The sequence below is a fragment of the Aeromonas mytilicola subsp. aquatica genome (genome assembly GCF_044336385.1).
GTDB lineage: Bacteria > Pseudomonadota > Gammaproteobacteria > Enterobacterales > Aeromonadaceae > Aeromonas > Aeromonas rivipollensis.
Genome location: NZ_CP172298.1, coordinates 313,089 through 336,316 on the forward strand (window position 1 = coordinate 313,089; position 23,228 = coordinate 336,316).

A 23,228-nucleotide genomic window follows, 5' to 3' on the forward strand; every position below is an offset into this window, starting at 1 on the left:
CGCGCCACGGGGGTGGCGCGCCAGTCCATGATAAAGGGAGTTGTCCCGTCAGAGGAGAATCATTTTGTTGCAAGAGATGAGGATCCCTAGGCGGGGACCCTGATGTTGCTCTCTCACTGCCCGCCGGGCTGGCTCTGCCGCCATGCCAGCAGCCAGATCTTCAACTTGGTCAGGGCCATGGGTTTGGCATAGACATAGCCCTGGATCAGGTGGACTCCATGGCGGTGCAGGTAGTCGACCTGCTCCAGAGTCTCGACCCCCTCGGCTATCATCTCCATGTCGGATTCGTGGCCGAAGGCGATGATGGAGTCCAGCAGGGTGCGCTTGAGATCGTCCGTGCCTATGGTGTCGACGAACATCTTGTCGATCTTGATCTGGCGGATGCCGAGGCGCTGCAGGTAGGCGAAACCGCCATAACCTGTGCCGAAGTCATCCAGCTTGAAGTGATACCCCTTCTCCTGGAGCTGCGCTATCTCCCCCATGGCCGCCTTGATATCGGTGATCGGCTTGCGCTCGGTCAGCTCGAAGGTGAGCCTGGCCGGGGAGGGCCAGTCGTGGCGCTGCAACAGGGGCCGCAGATTGGGTTGCTCCAGGTGGGCGGCCACTATGTTGACGCTGACCCACTGGGTCGGCTCCAGCCAGGGCAGGTCCGCGATGACCCTCTCCAGCAGTTGCTCCGTCATGGGCAGGATCAGCCCCTGCTCCTCCGCATAGTCGATGAAGGTGCCTGGGGGCACCAGCTCCCGACCCCGCTGCCAGCGCAGCAGCGCCTCGAAACCGACCACCTTTCTGCTGCGACTGTCCACTATGGGTTGATAGAAGGGGACGAACTCGCGCCGCACCAGGGCTGCCTGCAGCAGCCCCTTGAGGGAGCGGCGGTAGTTGCGCAGCACCCAGTAGGCGGCGACCAGCAGGAGTCCCAGCGCGCCGCCATACAAGAGGCCATAGTGGCGGGCCTGCCGCTTCGCATACTCCTCCAGCGCCTTGCCCGCCCACAGGGTCTGCCTGATCTGGGGATCCGGATCGAAGAAGCTCAGGCTCTGGTTGCCAGGCTCCTGCTTGATGGACTTGTCGCCACGGGGGAAGAAGGTGGTGACCTTGCCCGGACTCTGCTGGCCAAACTCGAGATAGAAGCAGCCCGGACAGGGGGATTGCAGCTGATCGTGGCTCCAGCTGTTGTTCAGCACCCAATAGGCGACATTGCCACCCTTCCTGTAATAGGCGACGACCTCCTGCTCGGTGTTGAAGCGGGGCTGGGTGGCCGCGAGACCAAACTGCTCCTGCTCGGGATAGGGGGGCAGCTCGACAGTGGCCAGGGGGAAATCCTCCCCCAGACTGGAACAACCGCCGCCGGAGGCGAGCTTGAGCCCCTGTAGCCGGATGTGGCGGCTGTAGAAACGGGGATCCCGCAGCAGGGCCATGTCTGCGGGGCCGCAATCGAAGGCGAACCTGGAGAGCTGGGAGCGAATGCTCTGATCCAGCGCCTCGTGGCGCTCCGCCAGCGCGGCCTCTATCTGCGCCTTCTTCTGTTGCAGCAGCTGGTGGGCCAGGGGGTTGCCCAGCAGCTGGCTGAGGGGCAGGCTCGCCAGCACGGGCAGGCAGAGCAGCAGCAGACTGATCCAGAAGGGAGAGGCTCGTCGCAAGGGGTACCTGCCTGATGGGTGCATGGGATACAAATGGATGGCAACATCATAGCATTAGCTGCATCAATTTGAGTTGTATCGGTCACACTTGGAACAACATTCATAATTCATTGATAAACAACAATATGACAAAACGAGTGGTGAAGATTCAATCGCTGACCTGTCATAAATGACAATTGTCCAGCTTATCTGAAATGGCTAGAGTAGCGGTGCGGTTTGACTCACCGTGTGTTCAATACTCCTGTATCTATTTTTGTCAGTAGCACAGAGTGTTAGTTTTGATATGAGTGTTTCTTTTGGTCCCCGCAGTGGGACCATTTTTCTGTCCGCTGCCCAGCTGGCGGCCCGATTTTCCCCTCCCCCGAGTCTTTTCCCTCACAAGCGGCCCGCCCCCGGGCATGAAGGGCCCTGACGCTTATTTGCAGAAGCGGGATCTTCAACCGTAGGCGGGGTTTGGCCAAGGCTGATACCATGAGGCCTTATGGATGCTGTCGGCTACGGAAAGGCACATGAAACTGACCACTCAACTCGTCTCTTTTATTACGCTGTGCGTGATCTCGGCCATGGCCGTGGTGATGCTCGGCGGGGTATTCAGTTTCCGCCAGATGGGGATGGAGCTGCAGCAAAACCGGGTCGACTCCCTGGTGGAGATCATCGACAAGCAGCTGGGGGTGACCGATGACCAGCAAGCCCTTGCCCGCTGGCTGCCCTCCCTGCTGCGGGCCTCCCACGTGGTCGAGCTGGAGATCCGCCAGGACAGTCAGCGGGTCTACTGGTTTCGCGATGTGCAGCAGCAGACGGACGAGAGTCTGCTGATCCCCTACAGCAAGGCCATTCCCAATCAGGCCGGCATGCAGGCCGAGTTCAAGCTGGACAGGCCCTTCAAGGAGTTCGAGTACTCCATGCAGGCCATGTTCGGCATCTCCCTCGGGGTCTTCATAGTAGTGTTCGGCCTCTGGTACTCCATCCGCTGGCTGCGCCAGCAGTTGCGCGGTGCCGAGCTGCTGGCGGAGCGCGCCCAGCTGATCCTGGATGGCAAGCTGACCAAGCTGGCCCATGATCCCGCCGACGAGTGGCCCCTCTCCGCCAGCCAGGCCCTCACCCATCTGCTGGCCGAACTGGCCGATGCCCGCAAGGAGCGCAGCCGGTTCGACAACTTCATCCGCAGCAACGCCTTCGTCGACAAGACGACCGGCATAGGCAACCGCCTCTTCTTCGACAACCGGCTGGAAAACGCCATCATGGAGGCAAGCGTGATCAGCGGCGGCGTCCTGCTGATCGAGCTGGCGGGGTTGGAGGAGCTGGATCCCGAGCTGAGCGGACGCCCGAGCCAGGATCTGCTGATGGAGGCGAGCGCCTCCATCGGTACCTTCGTGCGCAAGCACAGCGGCGCCCTGCAGGCCCGCTACGCCGGCCAGGTTTTTGCCGTGCTGCTGCCCAACATGTCCGAGAGCGAGATGGTGGATGGCGCCAGCCAGCTGCTCAAGAGCCTGCAACGGCTGCACTGGCCCGAGTCGGTCAATCTGGACACGGCCGTCTACCTCGGCGCCGTCTGTTATCAGGCAGAGGACTCCCTGCTCAAGGTGCAGGAAGAGGCCGAGCTGGCCCTCAAGAGCGCGCGGCTGCAGGGCCACAGCGGCTGGTTCCTCTACGAGAAGTCCCTGGACGAAGAGGCGAGCAACAAGGGGACAGTGCGCTGGCGCACCCTGATCAACCGCCGCATCGAGGAGCAGGGGATCTCCTTCTATCTGCAATCTGTGCAGCAGGAGCGAGATCAGGTGGTGCTGCAACAGGAGCTGCTGATCCGCCTCCATGACGAGCAGGGGCGGGAGTTGCAGGCGGGGGTCTTCATGCCCATGGCGGAGAAGGCCGGCCTGCTGCTGCCGCTGGACCGGCTGGTGATCACCCAGACCCTTCGCCTGCTGCGCCAGCGACCTGAGTCGAGCTGCCCCGTCAGCCTGTCCCTCAGCGCCCAGAACCTGCTCAACCGGGAGTTCCAGCGGGAGCTCTTCTTCGAGCTGTTCCAGTTGCCGCGCAGCATCAATGAGGGGTTGATACTGCAACTGTCCGAGTCCCAGGTGACCCGTCACTACGAAGCGCTCAAGCGGCCACTGCGGGCGCTGCGCATGCTGGGGTGCCGACTGGCCATAGATCACGCGGGCCAGGATGTGGTGAGCACCCAGTACATCAAGGAGTTCGAGATCCACTTCCTCAAGCTGCACCCCAGCCTGGTGCGGGAGATCCACCTTCGTCAGGTCAACCAGATGGCGGTGCGCAGCCTGGTGGGGGGCTGTGCCAATACCCAGGCCCGGGTGATTGCGGTGGGGGTGGAGAGCGGCGACGAGTGGAAGATGCTGCGCCACCTCGGCGTGCACGCGGGCCAGGGGCCCTGGTTCGCCGAACCTGAGCGGCTGGTGATGCCCACATGACGGAGCCTGTCCGCCGCTAAGGGCCTGACTTCCTGCCTGCTGGGCAGCCCCAGTCCCAAGGGCGACCGAATGGCCCTGGCTTACAGCCTGCCCTGCTCCCTGAGACCCGCCAGCCCCTGCAGGCCGCCGGTGTGGATGAAGACGACCTGGCTGCCGCGGGGGATCCGGCCTGCGGCCAGCTCCCGAAACAGTCCCCACATCGCCTTGCCACTGTAGATGGGCTCCAGCGGCAGGCCTGTGTGGGCACTGAAGGCCTGCACCCATTGCCACAGGGCCGGGCTGAACCTGGCGTAACCGCCGTCGTGGTGCTCCTGGGCTATCCGCCAGCCGCCGGTGGTGGCCGCCGCCGGATTAAGCCGGCACACCTCATCGTGGAGGAAGGCGCCCCCCTTGAGCACGGCGATGGCGAGGATCTGCTCCCGTTCCCGCTTGCCCGCGATGAGCCCCGCCAGGGTGCCGCCGCTGGCACAGGGCAGCACCCAGAGATCCGGCGAGAAGGGCACCTCGGCCACCAGCTCGGCCACCCCGGGGATGGCGAGCGGGCTGCTGCCCCCCTCGGGGACGATCAGGGTGTCCGGCGCCTTGAACTGGGCCAGCCAGTCCGGATCCTGGCGCCGCCGATAGCTCTGGCGGTCCACAAAAACGAGACCCATTCCCCAGCCTTTGGCCGCACTCAGGGTTGCGTTGCTGACGGTGTCGGCTTCACCGCGTATGATGCCCGTGGTGCGCAGCCCGGACCTGAGTCCGGCCGCTGCCAGGGCGTGGATGTGATTGGAGTAGGCCCCCCCAAACGACAGCAGGTGGGTCTTGCCCTGCACCTGCGCCTGTTGCAGGTGGTACTTGAGCTTGCGCCACTTGTTGCCGGAGAGGGTCGGGTGGATCAGATCATCCCGCTTGCACCAGAGCCGCACACCCTGGGCATCCAGCAGAGGATGGTGGACGGGGTGCAGGGGCGAGGGGAGCTGAGCGGGGGCCAGGATGGCATCCCCTAAGGACGCCCTCTTGGCGGTCAATGCATCGTTTGTCATAAATATGGAGGCTAATGGCCTGTTTATGTTAAGGTTTAGTCCGTTTCATGCGGTCAGGTCCAGGTCTCGATGAAGTCACTTTTCCGACGTTCGCCCCCCAGCCATCAGGTGGGACTCCTGCTGGCCAGCGATCGCATCCTGCTGGCTTGTGTGGAACCCGTCCCCATCTTTACCAGTCGCGCCATCAATGGTCCCCACGACTGGCCCAAGGCCATGGGGGAGCTGTTTGCCCAGCATGGCCTGGCCAAGTCTAAGGTGCGGGTGGCCCTGGCCGCCAGCCTTTATCAGCAGATCCAGATCGACAAGCCCGCCGTGCCCGACGCCGAGATGGCGGGGGCCCTGCCCTGGGCCATCAAGGATTTCGTCAACGAACCCGTGTTGCAGCTCGCCATGGATTATGTGGATCTGCCGACCCCCCCTGCGGGCCGGCCCAGGATCAACGTGATCTGCGTTCCCAAGAGCCGGGTGCAGCAGCTGGCGGACGCGGTCAACGGCGTGGCGACCCTGGAGGCCATCGTCAGCGACGAGCTGGCCATGACGGCCCTCTACGAGGCGGACCAGACGGTGCGCATGCTGCTCTGGCAGCCCAGGGGGCAGGAGCTGCAACTGCTGGTCTTTTATCGGGGAGGTCTCTGCTTCTCGCGCCCGCTGCGCGGCTTTGTCAGCCTCACCGGTGCCCATGAGCCCGATCAGGGGATGCTCGACGGGCTGACGCTGGAGATCCAGCGCTCCCTCGACTACCTGGCGGGTCAGCTCAAGCTGCCTGAGCCGGGCCAGATGCAGCTCGCCATCGGCTCCCCCTTCATCGGCACCCTGGTGCGCCACCTGGAGCAGGCGTTCGGCTTCCCTGTGTCCGCCATGGCCAACAAGGCGGTGCTGGCCGGCGTCGAGTATCTCTCCGCTTACGGCGCCGCCCTTGGCAGGAGCGAAGGATGAAACACCATATCAACCTCTATGGCGCCGAATTCAGGCCAAGGCGCCTGTGGGCCAGCCTCAATCAGATGGCCCTGGTCTGGGGCGGCTGTCTGCTGCTGCTGATTGCGGCCACCTTTTTCTATGGCTGGCAACAGAGGGGCGTCGACCGTGAGCTGGCCCAGGTACGTGCGGTGCTCGATGTGCAGCGCAGTGAGGCATCACGGCTCGATGCCGCGTTGGCGCGCCATCAGGCGGACGGTCAGCTGCAACAGCAGCTGGTCAACAAGCGTGAGGAGCTGGCCGCCAAGCAGGCGCTGATACGCCAGCTCGGCAGCCTCTCCCTGCAAAAATCCCAGGGCTACGCCAGCGTGATGGCGGATCTGGCCCGTCTGCGGGATGCCCGCCTCTCCCTGCAACGGATCGAGATAAGTGACGGGCACATCAACCTCTCCGGGGTGGCCGAGCGCAGTCAGGATGTACCTGCCTGGGTGAACCGCTTCAAGCAGACCCCGTCCCTGGCGGGCAAGCAGTTTGGCGAGCTGACCCTGAGCCGGGACAAGGCAGGCCAGCTGGCCTTCCAGCTCAGCGGCATAGCACGGGAGGCCCCATGATGGAGATGACGGCACAGTGGCGGGCCTGGGCACAGCGCGTGGCGGCCCTCAGCCTGCGGGAGCGGGTCTTGATCCTGCTGACGGGCACCATACTGCTGGGGGCGGCCGGGATCTACGGCTGGCTGGATGCTGCCGATACCCGGCTGAGCCAGGAGCGGCAGGCGCTGACGGCGGCGCAACGGGATCTGGAGATCCTGATCCTGGAGAACCAGGGCAAGCAGGCCCGGCTGGGGCGGGATCCCAACGCCCAGGTGCGCCAGCAACTGGCCGGCGTGGAGGCGTCCCTCGGCCGGCTGGACGCCGAGCTCAAGGCCCAGACGGTGGATCTGATCCCGGCCCACGAGATGCCGGCCGTGCTGGAAGCCTTGTTGTCTCGCTCCGCCAACCTGCATATGCTGGCGCTCACTTCCCTCAAGCCCGAGCCGCTGATGGCCGGCGAGCAGAAAGCCAACCTGTTCAAGCACGGGATCCGGCTCCAGCTGGAGGGGGGCTATTTCGATGTCTACCAGTACCTGAAGGCGCTGGAAGCACTGCCCCGCCACTTCTACTGGAAAGGGTTCGACTACAGGGTGGTCGAGCACCCCAAGGCGGCGGTGGAGATGGAGATCTACACCCTGAGCACCAGCAAGGAGTTCATTCGTGGCTAAGTGGCTGACATTGTTGTGCTGCCTGCTGGGCCCGCTGGCCCAGGCGGAGGTGTTGCAGGATCCGACCGCCCCTCTGGCCGGCAGTGGCGCGGCGGCGAGCCCCAGCAAGGGGGCCGGTCTGCCCAGGTTGCAGAGCGTCATCCTGGGTAACGGACCGGCGCTGGCGGTGCTCAACGGTCAGAGCTATCGGGTGGGCCAGCGGATAGACGGTTTCCTGCTGGTGGGCATCAGCGCCGATGCCGTGGTACTGGAGAAGGCGGGCAAGCGTCAGACACTGACCCTGTTTGGCAGCAAGATCCGGATGTGAAGTCGGTTCCGCGCGGGATGCTGCGGGCCAGGTTTGTCGAGTTTCATTGCGAGTCAGGTGCACCAATAACATGAAAAAACACCATTTCTGTCTGCTTCCCCTCGCATTGGCGGTGGCGGCTTGTACCAGCTATCAGCACCCCGAACCGGTGCAGGCCAAAGACGCCCTCAAGCAGGCCATGAAGGAGCAGACCCCGACCGCGCCGCTGACCACTTTGCCTCCCTCGGTGCAGAGCGAACTGCTGCAGCTCAATCGTCCCCAGCAGCCCCTGGCCGTTCCGGAGAAACGGCTGCGCATCGCGGCCCATGATGTCGATGCGGTGGAGTTCTTCGGTTCCCTGTTCAAGGGCTCCCGCTACAGCGTCGCCGTTCATCCCGGGGTGGCCGGTGCCATCTCGGTGGAATTGAAAGACGTGACCCTGCAGGAGGCGCTGGCCACGGTCGGCGACATGTACGGCTTCGACGTGCAGCGCAAGGGCAATGTGTTTCACGTCTATCCGGCGGGCCTTCGCACCGAGACAATCCCGGTCAACTACCTGATGATGGCCCGCCGCGGCCTCTCCCGTACCTCGGTCAGTACCGGCGGGGTGACGGCCAACGACAACAACAATAACGGCAACAACAACTTCGACAGCAGCGGCAACAATAACAACGGCAACAACAACCTCGGCTCCTCCAACGGGGACAACGGCAACAGCAACAACAGCAACGGCACCCGGATCGAGACGGACAGCAACAACGACTACTGGAGCGATCTGCGGGACGCCCTGCAGACCCTGATCGGCACAGGCGAGGGCCGGGCCGTCATCACCAGCCCCCAGGCGGGTCTGGTCACTGTGCGTGCCTATCCGAAGGAGCTGAAAGCGGTGCGCGAGTTCCTGGATCAGTCCGGTGAACACCTCAAGCGCCAGGTGGTGCTGGAGGCGCGGATCCTGGAGGTGGCCCTCAACGAGGGGTACGAACAGGGGGTGGACTGGAGCGGTCTCTCCGCCAGCTGGGACGGCAACAAGGGCATCACGGGGGGCGGCTCCCTGCTCGACAGCCCCATCGCCTCGACCCCCAACCAGATCTTCAGGGCCCTGGGGGGCGGCGCCGGCTTCACCATCTCCGATGGCAACTTCAACGTGGCGGTCAGCCTGCTCAAGACCCAGGGGGACGTGAACACCCTCTCGAGCCCGCGCGTCACCGCCACCAACAACCAGAAGGCGGTGATCAAGGTGGGGACGGACGAATACTTCGTCACCAACGCCTCGACCACCACCACCACCTCGGGCAACTCGGCGCCCATAGTGACGCCGAACGTGGAGCTGACCCCCTTCTTCTCCGGCATAGCCCTGGACGTGACCCCGCAGATCGACGAGGCCGGCCGGGTACTGCTGCACATCCACCCCTCCGTCATCGACACCGAGGAGCAGAGCAAGACCATCAACGTCGGCACTGCGGATCCCCTGGTGCTGCCGCTGGCCAAGAGCTCCATTCGTGAATCGGATACCGTAGTGCAGGCCAACAATGGCGACATCATCGTCATCGGCGGCCTGATGAAGACCGACAAGCAGGAGATCGTCAGCAAGGTGCCGCTGCTGGGGGACATTCCCTGGGTCGGCGAAGCCTTTACCAACCGCCGGGAGAGCACCAAGAAGGTGGAGCTGGTGATCCTGCTCAAGCCGACAGTGGTGGAGAAAGACACCTGGCAGAAAGAGCTGCAACGCTCCTCCGAGCTGCTCGACAAATGGTATCCGCCCAAGGGCTAAGCCATGATGCTTAATCGGTCTATTCCCGGTGTTTCCCTGCCGCGAGCCTCTGAGCTCTGCCTGGGGGGGGCGTCCTCATGTACCTGAACCATGTTGTTTTGCAGGTGTTCTCCTTCGGCCTGATCGGCGTTGGCCGTGACGGGGACTGGGAGGGGATATGTACCTGAACCATTTCGGTTTGCAGGAGGCCCCCTTTGGCCTGACCCCGAATACCGGCTTCTACTACGGCCTGCCTCCCCACGAGGAGGCCATGCAGGTGCTGAACTGGGCGCTGGCCCAGGGGGAGGGTTTCATCAAGGTGACCGGCGAGGTGGGCACCGGCAAGACACTGCTCTGCCGCAAGCTGCTGAGCGAGCTCGGCTCCGAGGCGTGCCCGGTGCGCCTGGCCTGGCTGCCCAATCCCCACCTCACCCCGGGTGAGCTGCGCACCGCCCTGGCCCTGGAGCTGGGACTGGCGGTGCAGGGGGGCAGCGAGCTGGATCTCACGGATCGCATCCATCGCCACCTCATCGCCCTGCACCAGCAGGGGAGCCGGGTGGTGGTGCTGATCGACGAGGCGCAGGCCCTGCCGGACGAGACCCTGGAGGCCATCCGGCTGTTCGGCAACCTGGAGACCGAGTCCAGCAAGCTGCTGCAAATCGTGCTGTTCGGCCAACCCGAGCTGGATGTCCGGCTGGCCAGACCCCACTTGCGCCAGCTGCGTCAGCGCATCGGCTTCTCCTACTGCCTGCGCCCCTTGCGGTGCGACGAAACCCGGGCCTATCTGGAGCACAGGCTGCACGTCTCGGGTTATCGCGGGGCGACGCTGTTTGGCGGCCTGGCCCTGCGCCTGCTGTGGCGGGCATCCCGCGGCATTCCGCGGCTCATCAACGTGCTGGCCCAGAAGTGTCTGATGCTGGCCTACGGCCGCGGGACGCGGCGGATCGACAGCGCCCTGGTGCGCCTCGCCATTCGCGATACCGATGACGCCCGCGGTGGCTCATTCGTACGCTGGTGGCCCCTGTTGTTGTTGCTGGGCACTGCCCTGGCCTATGGAGTCTGGTCATGAGCGTGATCAATCAGATGCTCAAAGATCTGGAGCAGCGCCAGCCAGGATCCGATGGCGCCGCCGTCTATGTGGCGCCGACGCGTCAGCAGGGGTGGTGGATGCTGGTGCTGACCCTGCTCTGCACCCTGGCGCTGGTCATCCTCGGCTGGCGCACCTGGATCTACTGGCAGCAGAGCCAGCGCACGGCGCAGCCGATGGTTCAATTGACGACCGAGCTCGCCCCGGCGAGCCAGGCGCAGACGCAGTCTGCCTCCTCTGCCACCGAGGTGGTCGCGGCGCCCCCCGAGCCCCAGGGGGCCGCCTCCGGGGCTGTCGCTCTGGATGTTGCCCCAGTGGCCGCCATGGCAAGGGCCAGCGCGCCCGCCGGGGTGGCAGAGGGATCTTCCGCGACCGAGGTGCTCGCCGACGAGGCCCCGGTGTCAGAAACCCTGGCCGAGACGCAGCCGGAGGATGAGGTCACGCCGAGCGACGAAGAGTTGCAGCCGGATCTTTATGCCGAGCTGGCGGCAGAGCAGGAGGCGGCCCCCCAGGAGGTAGCCGCTGCTCCCCGCAAACCCGGCGTGCTGAAGATAGAGACGGTGGATCTCTCCGAGCCCGAGCTGGCGGCCCTGGCCGAGCGCAAGGCGACTACCGCCATGGCCAAGGGGCAGATGCGGGAGGCCCAGGACAACTATTACCAGGTGCTGGTCCATGATCCGCACAATCAGGGGGCGCGCGAGCAGCTCGCGGGCCTGCTCTACGGCGAGGGTCGGCTGACCGAGGCCAGCCAGGTGCTGGAAGAGGGGTTGAGGCTGGATCCGGCGCAGGCCGATCTGCGGCTGCTGCTGGCCCGGGTGGCCATCAGCGGCGGCGATCGCCAGAAGGCGCTGGATTGGCTCACCGGCTATCAGCCGGATCTGGCCGCCAATCTGGACTATTACGCCACCTGGGCGGGGCTAGCCCAGGAGCTGGGCCAGCCCGCCCAGGCGTCCGAGCTCTACGTCAAGTTGTTGCGCCAGCAGCCGGATCAGGGGCGCTGGTGGCTGGGGCTGGGGGTGGCCGAGGATGGTCAGGGCCACCGCCAGCGGGCGCTGGACGCCTATGGCAATGCCCAGTTGCACGGGAACCTCGGCGAGGCATCGACCCGCTGGCTGGAACAGCGGATCGCCGAGCTGACGCCTTGACACAACAACCCCTTCCCGGCCTCCCCCTTCGAAAGGGGGAGGAGTAGTTCGCTCCCTCCCCTTACCAAGGGGAGGGCTGGGGTGGGGTTGTTGCGACCCCTGGGTTCGATTAGCCGCGCAGCGGCGTAATCGGACGAGGTGACGGATTCTGGTACCCAATTCGCCATCGAATGTGGCAACAGGTTTGAATGACGTGCAATCACAGGAATCGGAGTAACAATGGCACAACCCAGACTGAAAATGCGCCTCGGCGACCTGCTGGTACAGGAGCAGATCATCTCGGATGATCAGTTGCAGCTCGCCCTGCAGCAGCAGCGTCAGACCGGGCGCAAGCTGGGGACCACCCTCATCGATCTCGGCTTCATCAGCGAGGTGCAACTGTTGCAGTTCCTCGCCCGCCAGCTGGACGTGCCCTTCTTCGATCTCAACAACCTCACCATAGACGCCTCGGCCGTGACCCTGTTGCCCGAGGTGCAGGCCCGCCGTTATCGTGCGCTGGCGGTCAACCTCAGCGACGACAAGGTGACTGTGGCCATGTCGGATCCCGCCGACCTGAGCGCCCTGGATGCCATAGCTGCCCTGCTCAGCCCCCGCGAAATGGTGCTGGCGGTGGCGCGGGAAGGCCAGCTGTTGGAGTATTTCGACCGCCTCTATCGCCGTACCCGGGAGATAGAGAGCTTCGCCGAGCAGCTGCACGAAGAGTATCAGGACGCCGGCTTCGAGCTGGGTGCCGGCAATCTCGGGGCCGGTGACGAGGGGGAGGCGACGGTGGCCAAGCTGCTGCGCTCCCTGTTCGAGGACGCTGTGCAGGTGGGGGCCTCCGACATCCACATAGAGCCGGACGAGAAGGTGCTGCGCATTCGCCAGCGCATCGACGGCGTGCTGCACGAAAACATACTGAACGAGGTACGCATCGCCCAGGCGCTGGTGCTGCGCCTCAAGCTGGTTGCCGGGCTCGACATCTCCGAGAAGCGGCTGCCCCAGGATGGCCGTTTCGCCATGAAGGTGCGCGGCCGGGACGTGGATGTGCGTATGTCCACCATGCCGGTGCAGTACGGTGAATCCGTGGTGATGCGACTGCTGGATCAATCCTCCGGCATCTTGTCGCTGGCGGAAACCGGCATGCCACCGGCGATCCTTGCGCGGTTTCGCCGCCAGCTCAAACGCCCCCACGGCATGATTTTGGTGACGGGCCCCACCGGCAGCGGCAAGACCACGACGCTCTACGGCGCCCTCTCCGAGCTCAACCAGGCCAGCCACAAGATCATCACGGTGGAAGATCCTGTGGAATACCGGCTGCCGCGGGTCAACCAGGTGCAGGTCAACCCCAAGATAGGGCTCACCTTCTCCCAGGTGCTGCGCTCCACCCTGCGTCAGGATCCCGACATCCTGCTGGTGGGGGAGATGCGGGACAACGAGACGGTGGAGATAGGCCTGCGCGGCGCCATCACCGGCCACCTGGTGCTGACCACATTGCACACCAATGACGCCGTCACCAGCGCCCTGCGTCTCATCGACATGGGGGCCCCCGGCTATCTGGTGGCGAGCGCCCTGCGGGCCGTGGTGGCCCAGCGCCTGGTGCGACGGGTGTGTGAACACTGCGCCTGCGAGACGGCGCCGGACCAGGGGCAGGCCACCTGGCTCACCATGCTCTCCGGCGAGGCACCCGGCCAGCATGTCTATCGCAAGGGGCGTGGCTGCCAGAGCTGCAACTTCACCGGTTATGCGGGCCGGATCGGGGTCTACGAGCTGCTGGAGCTGGATCAACCCATGATGGATGCCCTGCGCCGCAACGATGCGGAGGGCTTTGCCCGGGCGGCGCGCGAGCACGAGCACTACAGGCCCCTGGCCCTGACGGCACTCGATTATGCCCGTGAGGGGATCACCTCGGTGGATGAGGTGCTCAGGCTGGCCGAGGATCTGGGATAAGCCATGGGCAGCTTCAACTACAAGGGGCGCGACAGTCAGGGCCAGGCCGTCAGCGGCATGGTGGAGGCCGCCAGCGAGCTGGCCGCCGCCGAACAGCTGATGCGCCGTGGCGTGATGCCCACCGAGCTCAAAGCGGGCAAGGCCAAGTCTGCCGGCATCGACTGGTCGCTGCTGCTGGAGGGGAGCGTCAAGCTGGAGGAGCTGGTGGTGTTCAGCCGCCAGATGTATGCCCTGACCCGGGCGGGCATTCCCATACTGCGCGCCATCGCCGGGCTGGAGGAGAGCGCCCACAGCAAGCCCCTCAAGCGGGCACTGCACGCCTTGGGGGAGGATCTCGGCAACGGGCGGCCGCTGTCGAGCTCGATGCAGGCGCACCCCAAGGTGTTCAACAGCCTGTTCGTCGCCATCATCCACGTCGGCGAGAACACAGGCCAGCTGGAGGAGGCCTTCCTGCAGCTCGCCAACTATTTCGATCTGGAGCTGGAGACCCGCAAGCGGATCAAGACCGCCATGCGCTACCCCAGCTTCGTGATGATTGCCATCGGCATCGCCATGGTGATCCTCAACATCATGGTGATCCCTGTCTTCGCCGGCATGTTTGCCAAGTTCGGGGTCGAGCTGCCGCTGGCGACCCGGATCCTGCTCGCCACCTCCCACTTCTTTGTCCACTACTGGTGGCTGCTGCTGGCCATCCTGGCGGGCATGGTGTTTGGCTGGCGCCGCTGGGTCGCCAGCACCCAGGGCAAGCTGACCTGGCATCGCTGGCAGCTCAGGCTGCCCATAGTCGGCACCATCATAGAGCGCTCCCTGCTGGCCAGATTTGCCCGCAGCTTCTCCATGATGCTCAAGGCCGGGGTGCCGCTCAACACGGCGCTGACCCTGGTGGCCGATGCGGTAGACAACGCCTATATGGCGGGGCAGATCCGCGACATGCGGGCGGGCATAGAGCGGGGGGAGAGCCTGCTGCGCACCGCCGGTGCCAGCGGCCTGTTCACCCCCCTGGTGATGCAGATGATTGCTGTGGGGGAAGAGACGGGCCAGGTGGACGAGCTGCTGCACGAGGCGGCCGAATACTACGAGCGGGAGGTGGATTATGACCTCAAGAGCCTCACCGCCCGCATCGAGCCCATCCTCATCGGCATAGTGGCCGTCATGGTGCTGGTGCTGGCGCTCGGTATCTTTACGCCCATGTGGGACATGATGCGTGCCGTTCGCGGTCAGTGACAGGCCACCGCATCCTCACTCCCCTGATGGTGGGGCATGATGAAGCGTGCGGTTTGCGGTAGACAAGATGCGGGAGAGGCATGAGCAGACAGTCCGAGCAGGATGAGCGCTGGCTGGGAGGCTACAGGCGGATGGTCGCCTGTCTCCTGCTGCTGGTCATCCTTGCCACCCTGGCCCTGAGCTATCGCAGCCACAGGGAGGAGGCGCTGGCGGTCAGCCTGAGCCTGCTGGGGGAGCAATTTGCCGAGCGGGCCCAGCGACTGCACGGGCGCTGGCTCGATGAGCGGCGCCCCGAGGTGCTGCATGCAGAAGGGGTGGCCTGGCAGTTCGATGGGCGGGGCTGGCCGCTGGCGGTGCTGCCGCTGCAGTCACCCTCCGCCAACTGCCGTCAGCTCTGGCTGAGGCTGATCGGCCCCGAGGATCCGGGGTTGCCGTCCTGGCAGGCTCTCGCCAGCCAGCATGGGGACGGCTGCGAGTTTGGTTGGGAAGGGCACTGGCTGTTCTACCGTTTCAGCGATGGCCGGGTACTGACGAAGCCTTGAGTCGATCTCTCAAGTACTTCAGCGACATGATTTTTTTCTATCTGCATGAAATAATGCGGAACATTACGGAGGCAGCATGGCAGCAAAGAGAGTGAGCGCCGGCCAGGGACCAGGTCAGATGACCGGTTTTTCCCTGATCGAGCTGGTGATCGTCATCGTGATTCTGGGGATCCTGGCCGTCACCGCCTTGCCCCGTTTTCTCGACGTGACCGACGAGGCGAAGAAGGCCAGCGTGGAAGGGGTATCGGGCGGCTTCGCCACAGCGGTCTCCCTGGTGCGGGCCCAGTGGGAAGCCGAGGGGCGTGCCAAGCAGGACAGCCTCAACACTGTGCTGTACGACGGTTCCCGTTTCTATCTGACCACGCCGACCGACAGCCAGGTCAGCAATGGCGAGCTCTCCCCCGGTTATCCCATGGACACGGCGGCGAGCGGCGCTCCCGATGTGGATCCGGCCAATCTGACGGCGGCCCGCTGTCTCAATATTTGGGAGGGCTTGTTGCAGAATCCTCCCAAGGCGACTGCCAACTTTGACGAGGTGCGCGGTAGCGGCAATGACCTGAAGTTCTATGCCACGGTGAGCAACAATGGACTGGATTCGGTCTGCCGTTACTATCTGGTCAACAGCCTGAGCAAGGGAAGTGATGGGCGCTATCAGGACCCGCAAGGGAGCACCGATGCCTACATGAGTTTCAGTTACCGCCCGGCCTCCGGCCAGGTGACTACCAATATCAATTGATAAACAGAGGAAAATGTAATGAAAAAGCAGGCGGGTTTTACCCTGATCGAACTGGTGATCGTGATCATCATCCTGGGCATTCTGGCGGTCACCGCCGCGCCCAAGTTCCTGAATCTGCAGGATGATGCTAAGAAGTCTGCCGCGCAGGGCGTGCAGGCAGCGTTGTCCAGCGCTGCCAATCTGGTCTATAGCAAGGCAGCTCTGAATGGGCAGGAAAAGGCATCTGCGGCAGGTGGTACAGACTTGACTGGGATGACCGGTGTCAAGGTTATCTATGGCTACCCGACCGCTGATACCATTTCCGCTGCTGTAACCCTGGACGGCTGGGTTGCAGCTTCTGGCGCAACTGCTCTCGAGTCAACTTTTGCCCCTGCTAATACCAGTGGCAATACTTGTACCGTAAAATACACAGCCGCAACCAGTGATACTGTTCCTTTCAAAACCGAGTTGCAAAACTGTAAGTAATACGTGTTGACAAGCGAGGCTTCGGCCTCGCTTTTTCATTATTCAATGAGCAACCAAATGCCGAGAAACAAGGGCTTTACCCTGATAGAACTGGTTATCGTAATCCTGTTGCTCGGGATTCTGGCCGCCTTTGCCGTGCCCAAGTGGCTGGGCAAAGGCGGCTTTGAAACCCATACCCTGCGTGACGAGCTGGTGACCCGGTTGCGGCTGGTGCAGACCATGAACATGCATGAAGGGGAGGCGCGCTGCACCCAGCTGGTGCTGGAGCAGAGTCGCTTCGCTCACCTGACCCAGACGGGCAGCTGTGCGCCCGGGTCCATCATAGATAAATGGAGTGCAGACGAGCGGAGCCGGGGGCGCGTTGTCACGGCCTCCGGCGACATCTCCCTGCCGCAAGGTAGCTTCTCTTTCGACAAGCGCAGCGGCCGTCCACTCTCACCGTCCACCTGCGTCAATGGCTGCAACCTGGTGGTGAGCAGCGGGCAGGAGAGCGCCCGACTGCGCATAGAGCCGGAAGGTTATATCCATGCCCTCCCTTAAGGCCCGTCGCGGCTTCACCCTGATCGAATTCGTGGTCGGCATTGTGCTGCTGGCCATCGCCCTGACCGGGATCCTGGGGCTTCTCATCAATCAGGCCCCCCAGGGGGTGGATCCGGTGCTGCAGGTGCGGGGCGCCCAGCTGGCCCAGCGGATCCTCGGCGAGGTGCTGCAAAAATCCTTCGATGAACACTCGGATCACAATGGCGGCCGTTTTCGCTGCGGCGAGACGGTCGGCACCCCTGCGGTGACCTATCCCGCCTGCACCCCGGTCGCCGATTACGGCCCGGATGGCGGCGAGACGCGCCCCTACGAGTTCAACGACGTGGATGACTTCGATACCGCGGGCAACTGGGTGGACGCCAACCAGTTTACCCAGACGAATGCCGAGGGCGTCAGCGACGAGGAGTATCGCCACTATCAGGTCAGGATCGCCGTCACCCCGGATACCCTGTTCGGGAGCTCAGGCCTGGGGGCCGAGTCCATCGGCAAGCGCGTCGCCCTGACAGTGCGCCTGCCGGACCAGAGCGAGCTGGCTTTCACCCTCTACCGGGGGAATTACTGATGGACAAGCCGCATTCCCGTTATGCCGCGTCCGATGACGCATCCGTTACCACAACCCGTTACCGCGTCCGACCTGGGCGGGCACGAGGCTTCACCCTGGTGGAACTGGTGATGGTGATCTTGCTGCTCGGGGTGATGGCCACCTTTACCAGCCAGTTTATCGGCATCGGCACCCAGATTTACGGGGATGCCAGCCGCCGGGAGCAGCTGATGAGCGATGCCCGCTTCGCCCTGGAGCGGCTCAACCGCGAGCTGCGCGATGCGGTGCCTGGCTCGGTGCGCATCGAGGATGCGGCGGGTAACCCTCTGGATCAGGGGGCCTGCCTGCGCTTCTGGCCCATTGCCACCGCCAGCCGTTATCTGGGCTCAGCGGCCAGCGGCGGGCTCACCATAGTGGAGCCCGAGATGCTGCCCCGGGAGGAGGACCAGGCCATCGTCTACCCCCTTGCCGATCCGGCTCTCAACCTGGAGCAGGGGTGCCTCCATGGCAACTGCGTGGCCAGGGTTATTTCGGTGGGCAGCCCTGTCTCGGGAGCCTTGCCGCTGACGGTGGATGGCGCCTTCACCAAGGAGTCGCCGGGGCAGCGCATCTATTTTTCCCGCCAACAGGTGCGCTACTGCGTGACGAATGCAGCCCTGACCCGGGCCAGCGCCGCCATAGGCACTGACTTTCACGAGAGCACGCCGGCCCTGATGGCCGAGCATGTCCGCCCTGCGCCCTATTATTTCTACCGTGAGCCAGCCGCCTTCAGCCAGAGCGAGGTGGGGCTGCGGATGGAGCTTGAGCAGCGCGGCGAGCGCGTTCTCTTCAACCACAAGCTGGAGACGCTCAATGTTCCCTAGGCCTCCCCGCAGGTTGGCGCCCCAGCGCGGCAGCGCCATCATGATCGCCCTCTTCGTCATTGTAATCATGGCCCTGCTGGCGGCGGCCATGGGCCGCTTCCTGGTGGACAGCGGCGAGAAGAATACGGTGGAGGTGCGCGGGGTGCGTGCCCTGATGGCGGCCCAGAGTGGGCTGGAAATCGCCCTCTATCAGCTGTTTCCCAATCGCAGTGGCGCCGAGTTGCCCGCCGCCTGCACCAGGGTGGCGGCGTCCCGGGTATTCGACAAGGATCCCGGCCTGAGCGGGTGTCGGGTCTCGGTGAGCTGCAACGAGATCCAGGCCAGTCAGGGGGGAGAGACCAGCACCACCTACCGACTCACCAGTCTGGGCACCTGTGGTACAGAAGCTCAGGCGGGTGCCAACCCGGATTTTGCCGTCAGCCGCACCCTGGTGGCGGAAGCCTTTGATGGAGTGACACAGTGAGATCCCCAATGAGGAGTGAGCACCCATGATGCCCCGCTTGAGTTCAGGCCTGTGGCTGGCGCTGCTCTGGTGCACCGCCTCGGTGCAGGCCGCCAGCCAGTGTACTGCGGCCTTCACCTACCCGGTTCAGAGCCATGCTTCTCCAGGTCGGCTAGCCATGAGTGGCGAGAGCCGGATCACCAGCGCCACCATGGACACCAATTACCCCTTCCTTGGCAAAACCATCCAGCCCAACGCCAATTGCAATAACGGCGGTTACTGGAACGGGGGTACCTGGATTTCCAGCTGCAACGTCAGCGGCGCTCTGGCCAGTCCACTCAAGGATCTCGCATTCATCGGCGATCCGGATGATTTCCCGCCCGAGCCAGGCGATTTCCCCACCTTTAGTGGCCAGAACAACCTGGCGTGTACCAGCGCTTTCACCCCCGCACCCGGTAATTACAAGAATGCCTCCTGGAGCAGCGGCAACTGCCTGGCCACCCTGCAATCCGGGCAAACCTATCGCTTCAACACCCTGTCGCTCTCCGACGGGGCCGTGCTCAACCTCAATGGTGCGACCGTTTATGCCAAGACGGTGCAGGTCACGGGGTACTCGGATGGCATCAAGGGGAGTGGCAACCTGCACGTCAATGAGCTGACGGTCTCCGGCAACGGCAAGCTCTCCGGTGCGAACGTCACCGTCTACGACAGCCTGGCGCTGTCGACCAGCTCGATTGGCAACGTCACGGCCCGCTTCCAGCCCCACTATGCCGAGGCTGTCGCCCTGAGCGGGCAGAGCCAGATGCCCATGGCGGCGGGGGACTGGGCCATCAGGGAACTGACGGTCGAGGACAACAGCGTCATGACGCTGGAGGGGCAGAGTACCCTCAGTGTCTACGAGCTAGATATGGAGGGACAGGGCAAGATCACGGCGGCGGGCAGTCGCAGCGATCTGACCCTCAAACTGCATCAGACCCTGGAGGTGAGCGACAACGGCGTCATCAATGGCTACTTGCAGGCAAATTACGTCAAGACCTTCAAGCATCAGAGCACGTCCGACATCCGGCTCTACTTCCGCGGCGGCAGCCACTGGATCGACAAGCTCGAGCTTGGTCGCAACGATGAGCTGATCTTCGATACCGGCTTTGCGGCCCAGCTCTACCTCAAGAGTGACCTGACCCTGAGCGACCAGATGGAGGTCAATGCCGGGGGCAAAGCCAATGACCTGAGGCTCTACCACTTTGGCAAGGTCACCATGAGCGACAATGCCAAACTCAACGCCATTCTCTATGTGAATGCGGGCGATCTGGCCATGAGCGGACAAGCCCAGCTGACGGGGGCCGTGTCGGCGGTGAATATCACCATGACGAATAACAGCAAGGTCATCCATGAGCCCTTTAGCGGTGACTGGCCCGGTATCTGTGAAGAGGATCTGACCTGCTTCAGTGACGACTTCTCCGCCAGCACCCTCAGCAACAACTGGGTGGTGGCTCGCAGCAGCGGCGACTTTACCCCCGCCATCGTCAATGGCCGGCTCGGCATGACCCAGGCCAGCCCCAAGCAATCCACCTCGGCGACTTACCAGCGGCTCTTCCCCGCCGCCAACAACCTGGTGACCATAGAGTTCGACCAGTATGCCCACGGTGGCAACGGGGCGGACGGCATGGCGGTGGTGCTCTCCGATGCCAGGGTGACCCCCCAACCGGGCGCCTTCGGTGGGCCCCTCGGGTATGGTTTCAAGCCAGGGGTCAACGGCTTTGCTGGTGGCTGGCTCGGGGTGGGCATAGATGAGTACGGCAACTTCTCGGGTGAAGGCGGGGCGACCAACAAGGGGCGACGCAAGCAGTCCGTGGTGGTGCGTGGCTCGGGCTCTGGCACCAGCGGCTACAACTACCTCAAGGGCACCTGCAACAACGGCGCCGAGAATACCGGCGGAAATTGCCTGTCACCGACCGTGGATAGCGGCTCGGACAGCAATCGCCCCCATCGCTATCGCCTGACTATCGACTCGCGCATCGGCGGCCAGTCCCTGGTCAAGGTGGAGCGCAATACCGGAGGGGTTTACAGCACCCTTATCGACAGCTTCAATGCCGCCGCCCAGAGCGGCCAGGCAGCGATCCCGGAGAACCTTCTGTTGTCACTGACCGGCTCGACCGGGGATGCGACCAACGCCCACCAGATCGACAACGTCCGGATTTGCGCCCTCAAATCCAATCCGGTGGGGACCCAGATCGATCACTTCGAGTTCGATCACTCCGGCCAGGCCCTGACCTGCAACCCGGAGACCCTCATCATCCGGGCCTGCGCCAACGCCAGCTGCAGCCAGCTGTTCACGGACCCGGTGAGCGCTACCCTGACGCCGCTTAAAAATGGCAGCAATGGCTGGATAGCCGATAGCCAGGTGAGCTACAGCGGCAACACAGCGACCGTGAATTTCAGCGACGGCACCACCAAATTGCAGCTGCGCAACAATCTGGCGAGTGCCATGAGGGTGGGGGTGAGTGGCTCTATTCCCTCCACCAAGCCGCTTAGCGAGACGCTTTGCCGGGCGGGCAGCGGTGCCCTGAGCGCCGCCGCCTGTACCCTCAGCTTTGCCGACAGCGGCTTTGTGTTCAACGTGCTGGATACCTTGGCCAACAAACCCCAGCAAGTGGTGATGACGGCGGTCAGGAAGGACAACACGAGCCAGCTGTGCGTGCCCGGCTTTCAGAAGCAGACTAAAAGAATCACGTTCTGGAGTGATTACAACGTGCCTGCGACCAATCTCTTTGGCAGCCAGATAAGGATTGATAAGACGGCCATAGCCACCACGGCGGGGGCTCCCACTGCCATGGATCTCTATTTCAATGAGCTGGGCGAAACCACGCTGAAGGATGTGAGTTACCCGGATGCGGGCCAGATGCGGCTCAATGCCCGCCACGATGGCAGCGGCGACACCGCGGGCCTGGTGATGACGGGCTCGGATCTGTTCGTCAGCCGCCCGGTCGGGCTCTGCATCACGCCCGCCCAAGGGGCCTGCGCGGCAGGGGATGCCAGTTGCCCTGTGTTCAAGAAGACCGGTGAAGCGTTCCAGCTGAATATCAAAGGGGTGGCCTGGCAAGCGGACGATGACAAGGACCTGTGCAGCGGCAATCTGGCGACTCCCAACTTCGCGCTGGCCAATATTGCGCTGGGCAGCGAGCTGGTGGCGCCCAAACCCGGGGAAGAGGCGGTGGTCGGCACACCCCGTTATGACCATTCCAACCAGAAGGGCAGCAACAACCTCAACGGCGTCGGTCAGTCGGTCAACGAGGTCGGGGTGTTCCGGATGACGGCGACGCCACCGACAGCAGGTTATTTCAACTACACCATACCCCCCGCTACCAGCGTGCCGATGGGGCGCTTTTTTCCGGTGGATTTCAATCTGGTGAGCGGTGACATAGTGCCCGCCTGCAGTGAGTGGTCCTATATGGGTCAGCCCTTCCTGGCGGAGTTGAATATTCAGGCCCGCAATCAGTTTGGCGAGACAACCCAAAACTATCGAGGGGATTTCGCCAAGGGGGATGCCTACCTGAGTGCGGCCAACAACAGAGACGGGGTATCGCTCTCCGCCCGGTTACGCAGTCTGGGGGATCTGCCCTGGAAGGCAGGAGAGGCTGATTTCAACGGGCCGACCGAGTTTGCCCGCCGCACCGATGGTCAGCCAGACGGCCCCTATCGCGCGCTTCTGTTTGGTCTTTATATGCGGGACAACGATGGGGAACAGACCCTGATCGCCAATCCCGACTTCAACGACGGACAGCCTGGGTCATGCAGTGGCGCCAGTTGTAATGCCAGGCTCATCGACGAGGTGCCCATGGAGGCGTACTTCGGTCGGGTGCAGGCGGGCACCCGCCAAGGGGTGGCCACGGCCGGGCTGGCGGTGCCGCTGCAACTGCAATATCACGAGGCTGGCGCCTGGCATGCCATGAAGGCGGACCAATGTACCCGGCTCTCCCTGCAAGATGGGGGTGTCGAGTTCACCGATGGCAGTCAGAGTTTCGATGGGGGAAGCGGCGATCTGGCGCTGGATGGCAACACTCGTATCCGGCTCGGCCTTGGCCCGATCGCCCCCGGCGCCATGATCCAGAGGGCGAAGGATGGGGTCATCACCCTGCAGTTTGCTGCCCCGGACAGGGCGGTACGCATTCCTTTCCGGATCGATCTGGCCAGGCAGCCGGAGTCAGAACAGCAACCCGGGCGGCGACCGCTCTGGCTTTCCGACCCTGACAGTCTGGATGGCATGGCGATTTTCGGGCTGGGCCGGGGCAACGATCGCATTATTTATCGCCGCGAAGTGATGCCCTGAAAATGATATGGGGACAAGGAGAGGGGCGCTTTGGGGTGGGCCTGCGTCTTATCTCCTTGTTTCGTAGTGTTTGTCGGC

20 protein-coding genes are annotated in these 23,228 nt (G+C 63.7%); 18 read left to right on the forward strand and 2 right to left on the reverse strand.

From position 1 onward, the window contains the following. Window positions 1-113 precede the first annotated feature (113 nt). Complete coding sequence (locus tag ACFWHB_RS01560) at window positions 114-1,643, reverse strand: EAL domain-containing protein (protein ID WP_395949326.1); 1,530 nt, start codon at window positions 1,641-1,643, stop codon at window positions 114-116. Window positions 1,644-2,152: 509 nt separating this feature from the next. Between ACFWHB_RS01560 and ACFWHB_RS01565 the strand changes: the two genes are divergently transcribed. Further along, on the forward strand, window positions 2,153-4,072 hold the full coding sequence (locus tag ACFWHB_RS01565) for an EAL domain-containing protein (protein WP_395949327.1): 1,920 nt from the start codon (window positions 2,153-2,155) through the stop codon (window positions 4,070-4,072). Between the two features lie 80 nt (window positions 4,073-4,152). Here ACFWHB_RS01565 and ACFWHB_RS01570 read toward each other — a convergent pair whose 3' ends face one another. Beyond that, the gene (locus tag ACFWHB_RS01570; RefSeq protein ID WP_395949328.1) at window positions 4,153-5,100 is read right to left on the reverse strand and encodes a 1-aminocyclopropane-1-carboxylate deaminase/D-cysteine desulfhydrase; all 948 of its coding nucleotides are present in this window, start codon (window positions 5,098-5,100) and stop codon (window positions 4,153-4,155) included. Window positions 5,101-5,169: 69 nt separating this feature from the next. Between ACFWHB_RS01570 and ACFWHB_RS01575 the strand changes: the two genes are divergently transcribed. From ACFWHB_RS01575 to ACFWHB_RS01655, 17 genes are all read left to right on the forward strand, one after another. Continuing rightward, window positions 5,170-6,036 carry an MSHA biogenesis protein MshI gene (locus ACFWHB_RS01575; protein ID WP_163137286.1) on the forward strand — a complete coding sequence of 289 codons (867 nt, stop codon included), beginning with the start codon at window positions 5,170-5,172 and terminating at the stop codon, window positions 6,034-6,036. Continuing rightward, a complete protein-coding gene (locus tag ACFWHB_RS01580) occupies window positions 6,033-6,626 on the forward strand; it encodes a PilN domain-containing protein (RefSeq protein ID WP_395949329.1) in 594 nt (197 codons plus the stop codon). The genes ACFWHB_RS01575 and ACFWHB_RS01580 overlap by 4 nt, the downstream gene beginning before the upstream one ends. Continuing rightward, window positions 6,626-7,273 carry an MSHA biogenesis protein MshJ gene (locus ACFWHB_RS01585; RefSeq protein WP_395950160.1) on the forward strand — a complete coding sequence of 216 codons (648 nt, stop codon included), beginning with the start codon at window positions 6,626-6,628 and terminating at the stop codon, window positions 7,271-7,273. The genes ACFWHB_RS01580 and ACFWHB_RS01585 overlap by 1 nt, the downstream gene beginning before the upstream one ends. Then, entirely contained in the window at window positions 7,266-7,580 is a 315-nt protein-coding gene (locus ACFWHB_RS01590) for a SctD/MshK family protein (RefSeq protein WP_043129479.1), read from the forward strand. The genes ACFWHB_RS01585 and ACFWHB_RS01590 overlap by 8 nt, the downstream gene beginning before the upstream one ends. Before the next feature lie 70 nt (window positions 7,581-7,650). Continuing rightward, window positions 7,651-9,330, forward strand: a complete 1,680-nt coding sequence (gene mshL, locus ACFWHB_RS01595; protein WP_106885199.1) for a pilus (MSHA type) biogenesis protein MshL — start codon at window positions 7,651-7,653, stop codon at window positions 9,328-9,330. 157 nt (window positions 9,331-9,487) lie between these two features. Then, a complete protein-coding gene (locus ACFWHB_RS01600) occupies window positions 9,488-10,378 on the forward strand; it encodes an ExeA family protein (protein ID WP_139744575.1) in 891 nt (296 codons plus the stop codon). Next, window positions 10,375-11,541, forward strand: a complete 1,167-nt coding sequence (locus ACFWHB_RS01605) for a tetratricopeptide repeat protein (RefSeq protein WP_395949330.1) — start codon at window positions 10,375-10,377, stop codon at window positions 11,539-11,541. The genes ACFWHB_RS01600 and ACFWHB_RS01605 overlap by 4 nt, the downstream gene beginning before the upstream one ends. Before the next feature lie 219 nt (window positions 11,542-11,760). Further along, a complete protein-coding gene (mshE, locus tag ACFWHB_RS01610; protein WP_395949331.1) occupies window positions 11,761-13,470 on the forward strand; it encodes an MSHA fimbrial ATPase MshE in 1,710 nt (569 codons plus the stop codon). Window positions 13,471-13,473: 3 nt separating this feature from the next. Beyond that, the gene (locus ACFWHB_RS01615) at window positions 13,474-14,694 is read left to right on the forward strand and encodes a type II secretion system F family protein (RefSeq protein ID WP_395949332.1); all 1,221 of its coding nucleotides are present in this window, start codon (window positions 13,474-13,476) and stop codon (window positions 14,692-14,694) included. Between the two features lie 80 nt (window positions 14,695-14,774). Further along, the gene (locus ACFWHB_RS01620) at window positions 14,775-15,236 is read left to right on the forward strand and encodes a hypothetical protein (protein ID WP_395949333.1); all 462 of its coding nucleotides are present in this window, start codon (window positions 14,775-14,777) and stop codon (window positions 15,234-15,236) included. A 76-nt stretch (window positions 15,237-15,312) separates the two neighbouring features. Further along, on the forward strand, window positions 15,313-15,972 hold the full coding sequence (locus ACFWHB_RS01625) for a type II secretion system protein (protein ID WP_262112973.1): 660 nt from the start codon (window positions 15,313-15,315) through the stop codon (window positions 15,970-15,972). An 18-nt stretch (window positions 15,973-15,990) separates the two neighbouring features. After that, a complete protein-coding gene (locus ACFWHB_RS01630; RefSeq protein WP_395949334.1) occupies window positions 15,991-16,437 on the forward strand; it encodes a prepilin-type N-terminal cleavage/methylation domain-containing protein in 447 nt (148 codons plus the stop codon). A gap of 57 nt (window positions 16,438-16,494) precedes the next feature. Next, window positions 16,495-16,977 (forward strand): pilus assembly FimT family protein, encoded by a 483-nt coding sequence (locus ACFWHB_RS01635; RefSeq protein WP_395949335.1) that lies wholly within the window; start codon window positions 16,495-16,497, stop codon window positions 16,975-16,977. Beyond that, on the forward strand, window positions 16,964-17,539 hold the full coding sequence (locus ACFWHB_RS01640) for a type IV pilus modification PilV family protein (RefSeq protein WP_395949336.1): 576 nt from the start codon (window positions 16,964-16,966) through the stop codon (window positions 17,537-17,539). Before ACFWHB_RS01635 ends, ACFWHB_RS01640 begins: the two co-directional genes overlap by 14 nt. Continuing rightward, window positions 17,539-18,381, forward strand: coding sequence for a PilW family protein (locus ACFWHB_RS01645; RefSeq protein ID WP_395949337.1), 843 nt, complete (start codon window positions 17,539-17,541; stop codon window positions 18,379-18,381). Before ACFWHB_RS01640 ends, ACFWHB_RS01645 begins: the two co-directional genes overlap by 1 nt. Continuing rightward, on the forward strand, window positions 18,371-18,844 hold the full coding sequence (locus ACFWHB_RS01650; RefSeq protein WP_395949338.1) for an MSHA biogenesis protein MshP: 474 nt from the start codon (window positions 18,371-18,373) through the stop codon (window positions 18,842-18,844). Before ACFWHB_RS01645 ends, ACFWHB_RS01650 begins: the two co-directional genes overlap by 11 nt. A 25-nt stretch (window positions 18,845-18,869) precedes the next feature. Further along, complete coding sequence (locus ACFWHB_RS01655; RefSeq protein ID WP_395949339.1) at window positions 18,870-23,150, forward strand: DUF6701 domain-containing protein; 4,281 nt, start codon at window positions 18,870-18,872, stop codon at window positions 23,148-23,150. Window positions 23,151-23,228: the final 78 nt, after the last annotated feature.

Coding starts and splice junctions, on each gene's coding strand:
- ACFWHB_RS01565 (WP_395949327.1), top strand. CDS start 2,153: ATGAAACTGACCACTCAACTCGTCTCTTTTATTACGCTGTGCGTGATC.
- ACFWHB_RS01570 (WP_395949328.1), bottom strand. CDS start 5,100: ATGACAAACGATGCATTGACCGCCAAGAGGGCGTCCTTAGGGGATGCC.
- ACFWHB_RS01575 (WP_163137286.1), top strand. CDS start 5,170: ATGAAGTCACTTTTCCGACGTTCGCCCCCCAGCCATCAGGTGGGACTC.
- ACFWHB_RS01580 (WP_395949329.1), top strand. CDS start 6,033: ATGAAACACCATATCAACCTCTATGGCGCCGAATTCAGGCCAAGGCGC.
- ACFWHB_RS01585 (WP_395950160.1), top strand. CDS start 6,626: ATGGAGATGACGGCACAGTGGCGGGCCTGGGCACAGCGCGTGGCGGCC.
- mshL (WP_106885199.1), top strand. CDS start 7,651: ATGAAAAAACACCATTTCTGTCTGCTTCCCCTCGCATTGGCGGTGGCG.
- ACFWHB_RS01600 (WP_139744575.1), top strand. CDS start 9,488: ATGTACCTGAACCATTTCGGTTTGCAGGAGGCCCCCTTTGGCCTGACC.
- ACFWHB_RS01605 (WP_395949330.1), top strand. CDS start 10,375: ATGAGCGTGATCAATCAGATGCTCAAAGATCTGGAGCAGCGCCAGCCA.
- mshE (WP_395949331.1), top strand. CDS start 11,761: ATGGCACAACCCAGACTGAAAATGCGCCTCGGCGACCTGCTGGTACAG.
- ACFWHB_RS01615 (WP_395949332.1), top strand. CDS start 13,474: ATGGGCAGCTTCAACTACAAGGGGCGCGACAGTCAGGGCCAGGCCGTC.
- ACFWHB_RS01620 (WP_395949333.1), top strand. CDS start 14,775: ATGAGCAGACAGTCCGAGCAGGATGAGCGCTGGCTGGGAGGCTACAGG.
- ACFWHB_RS01625 (WP_262112973.1), top strand. CDS start 15,313: ATGGCAGCAAAGAGAGTGAGCGCCGGCCAGGGACCAGGTCAGATGACC.
- ACFWHB_RS01630 (WP_395949334.1), top strand. CDS start 15,991: ATGAAAAAGCAGGCGGGTTTTACCCTGATCGAACTGGTGATCGTGATC.
- ACFWHB_RS01635 (WP_395949335.1), top strand. CDS start 16,495: ATGCCGAGAAACAAGGGCTTTACCCTGATAGAACTGGTTATCGTAATC.
- ACFWHB_RS01640 (WP_395949336.1), top strand. CDS start 16,964: ATGCCCTCCCTTAAGGCCCGTCGCGGCTTCACCCTGATCGAATTCGTG.
- ACFWHB_RS01645 (WP_395949337.1), top strand. CDS start 17,539: ATGGACAAGCCGCATTCCCGTTATGCCGCGTCCGATGACGCATCCGTT.
- ACFWHB_RS01650 (WP_395949338.1), top strand. CDS start 18,371: ATGTTCCCTAGGCCTCCCCGCAGGTTGGCGCCCCAGCGCGGCAGCGCC.
- ACFWHB_RS01655 (WP_395949339.1), top strand. CDS start 18,870: ATGATGCCCCGCTTGAGTTCAGGCCTGTGGCTGGCGCTGCTCTGGTGC.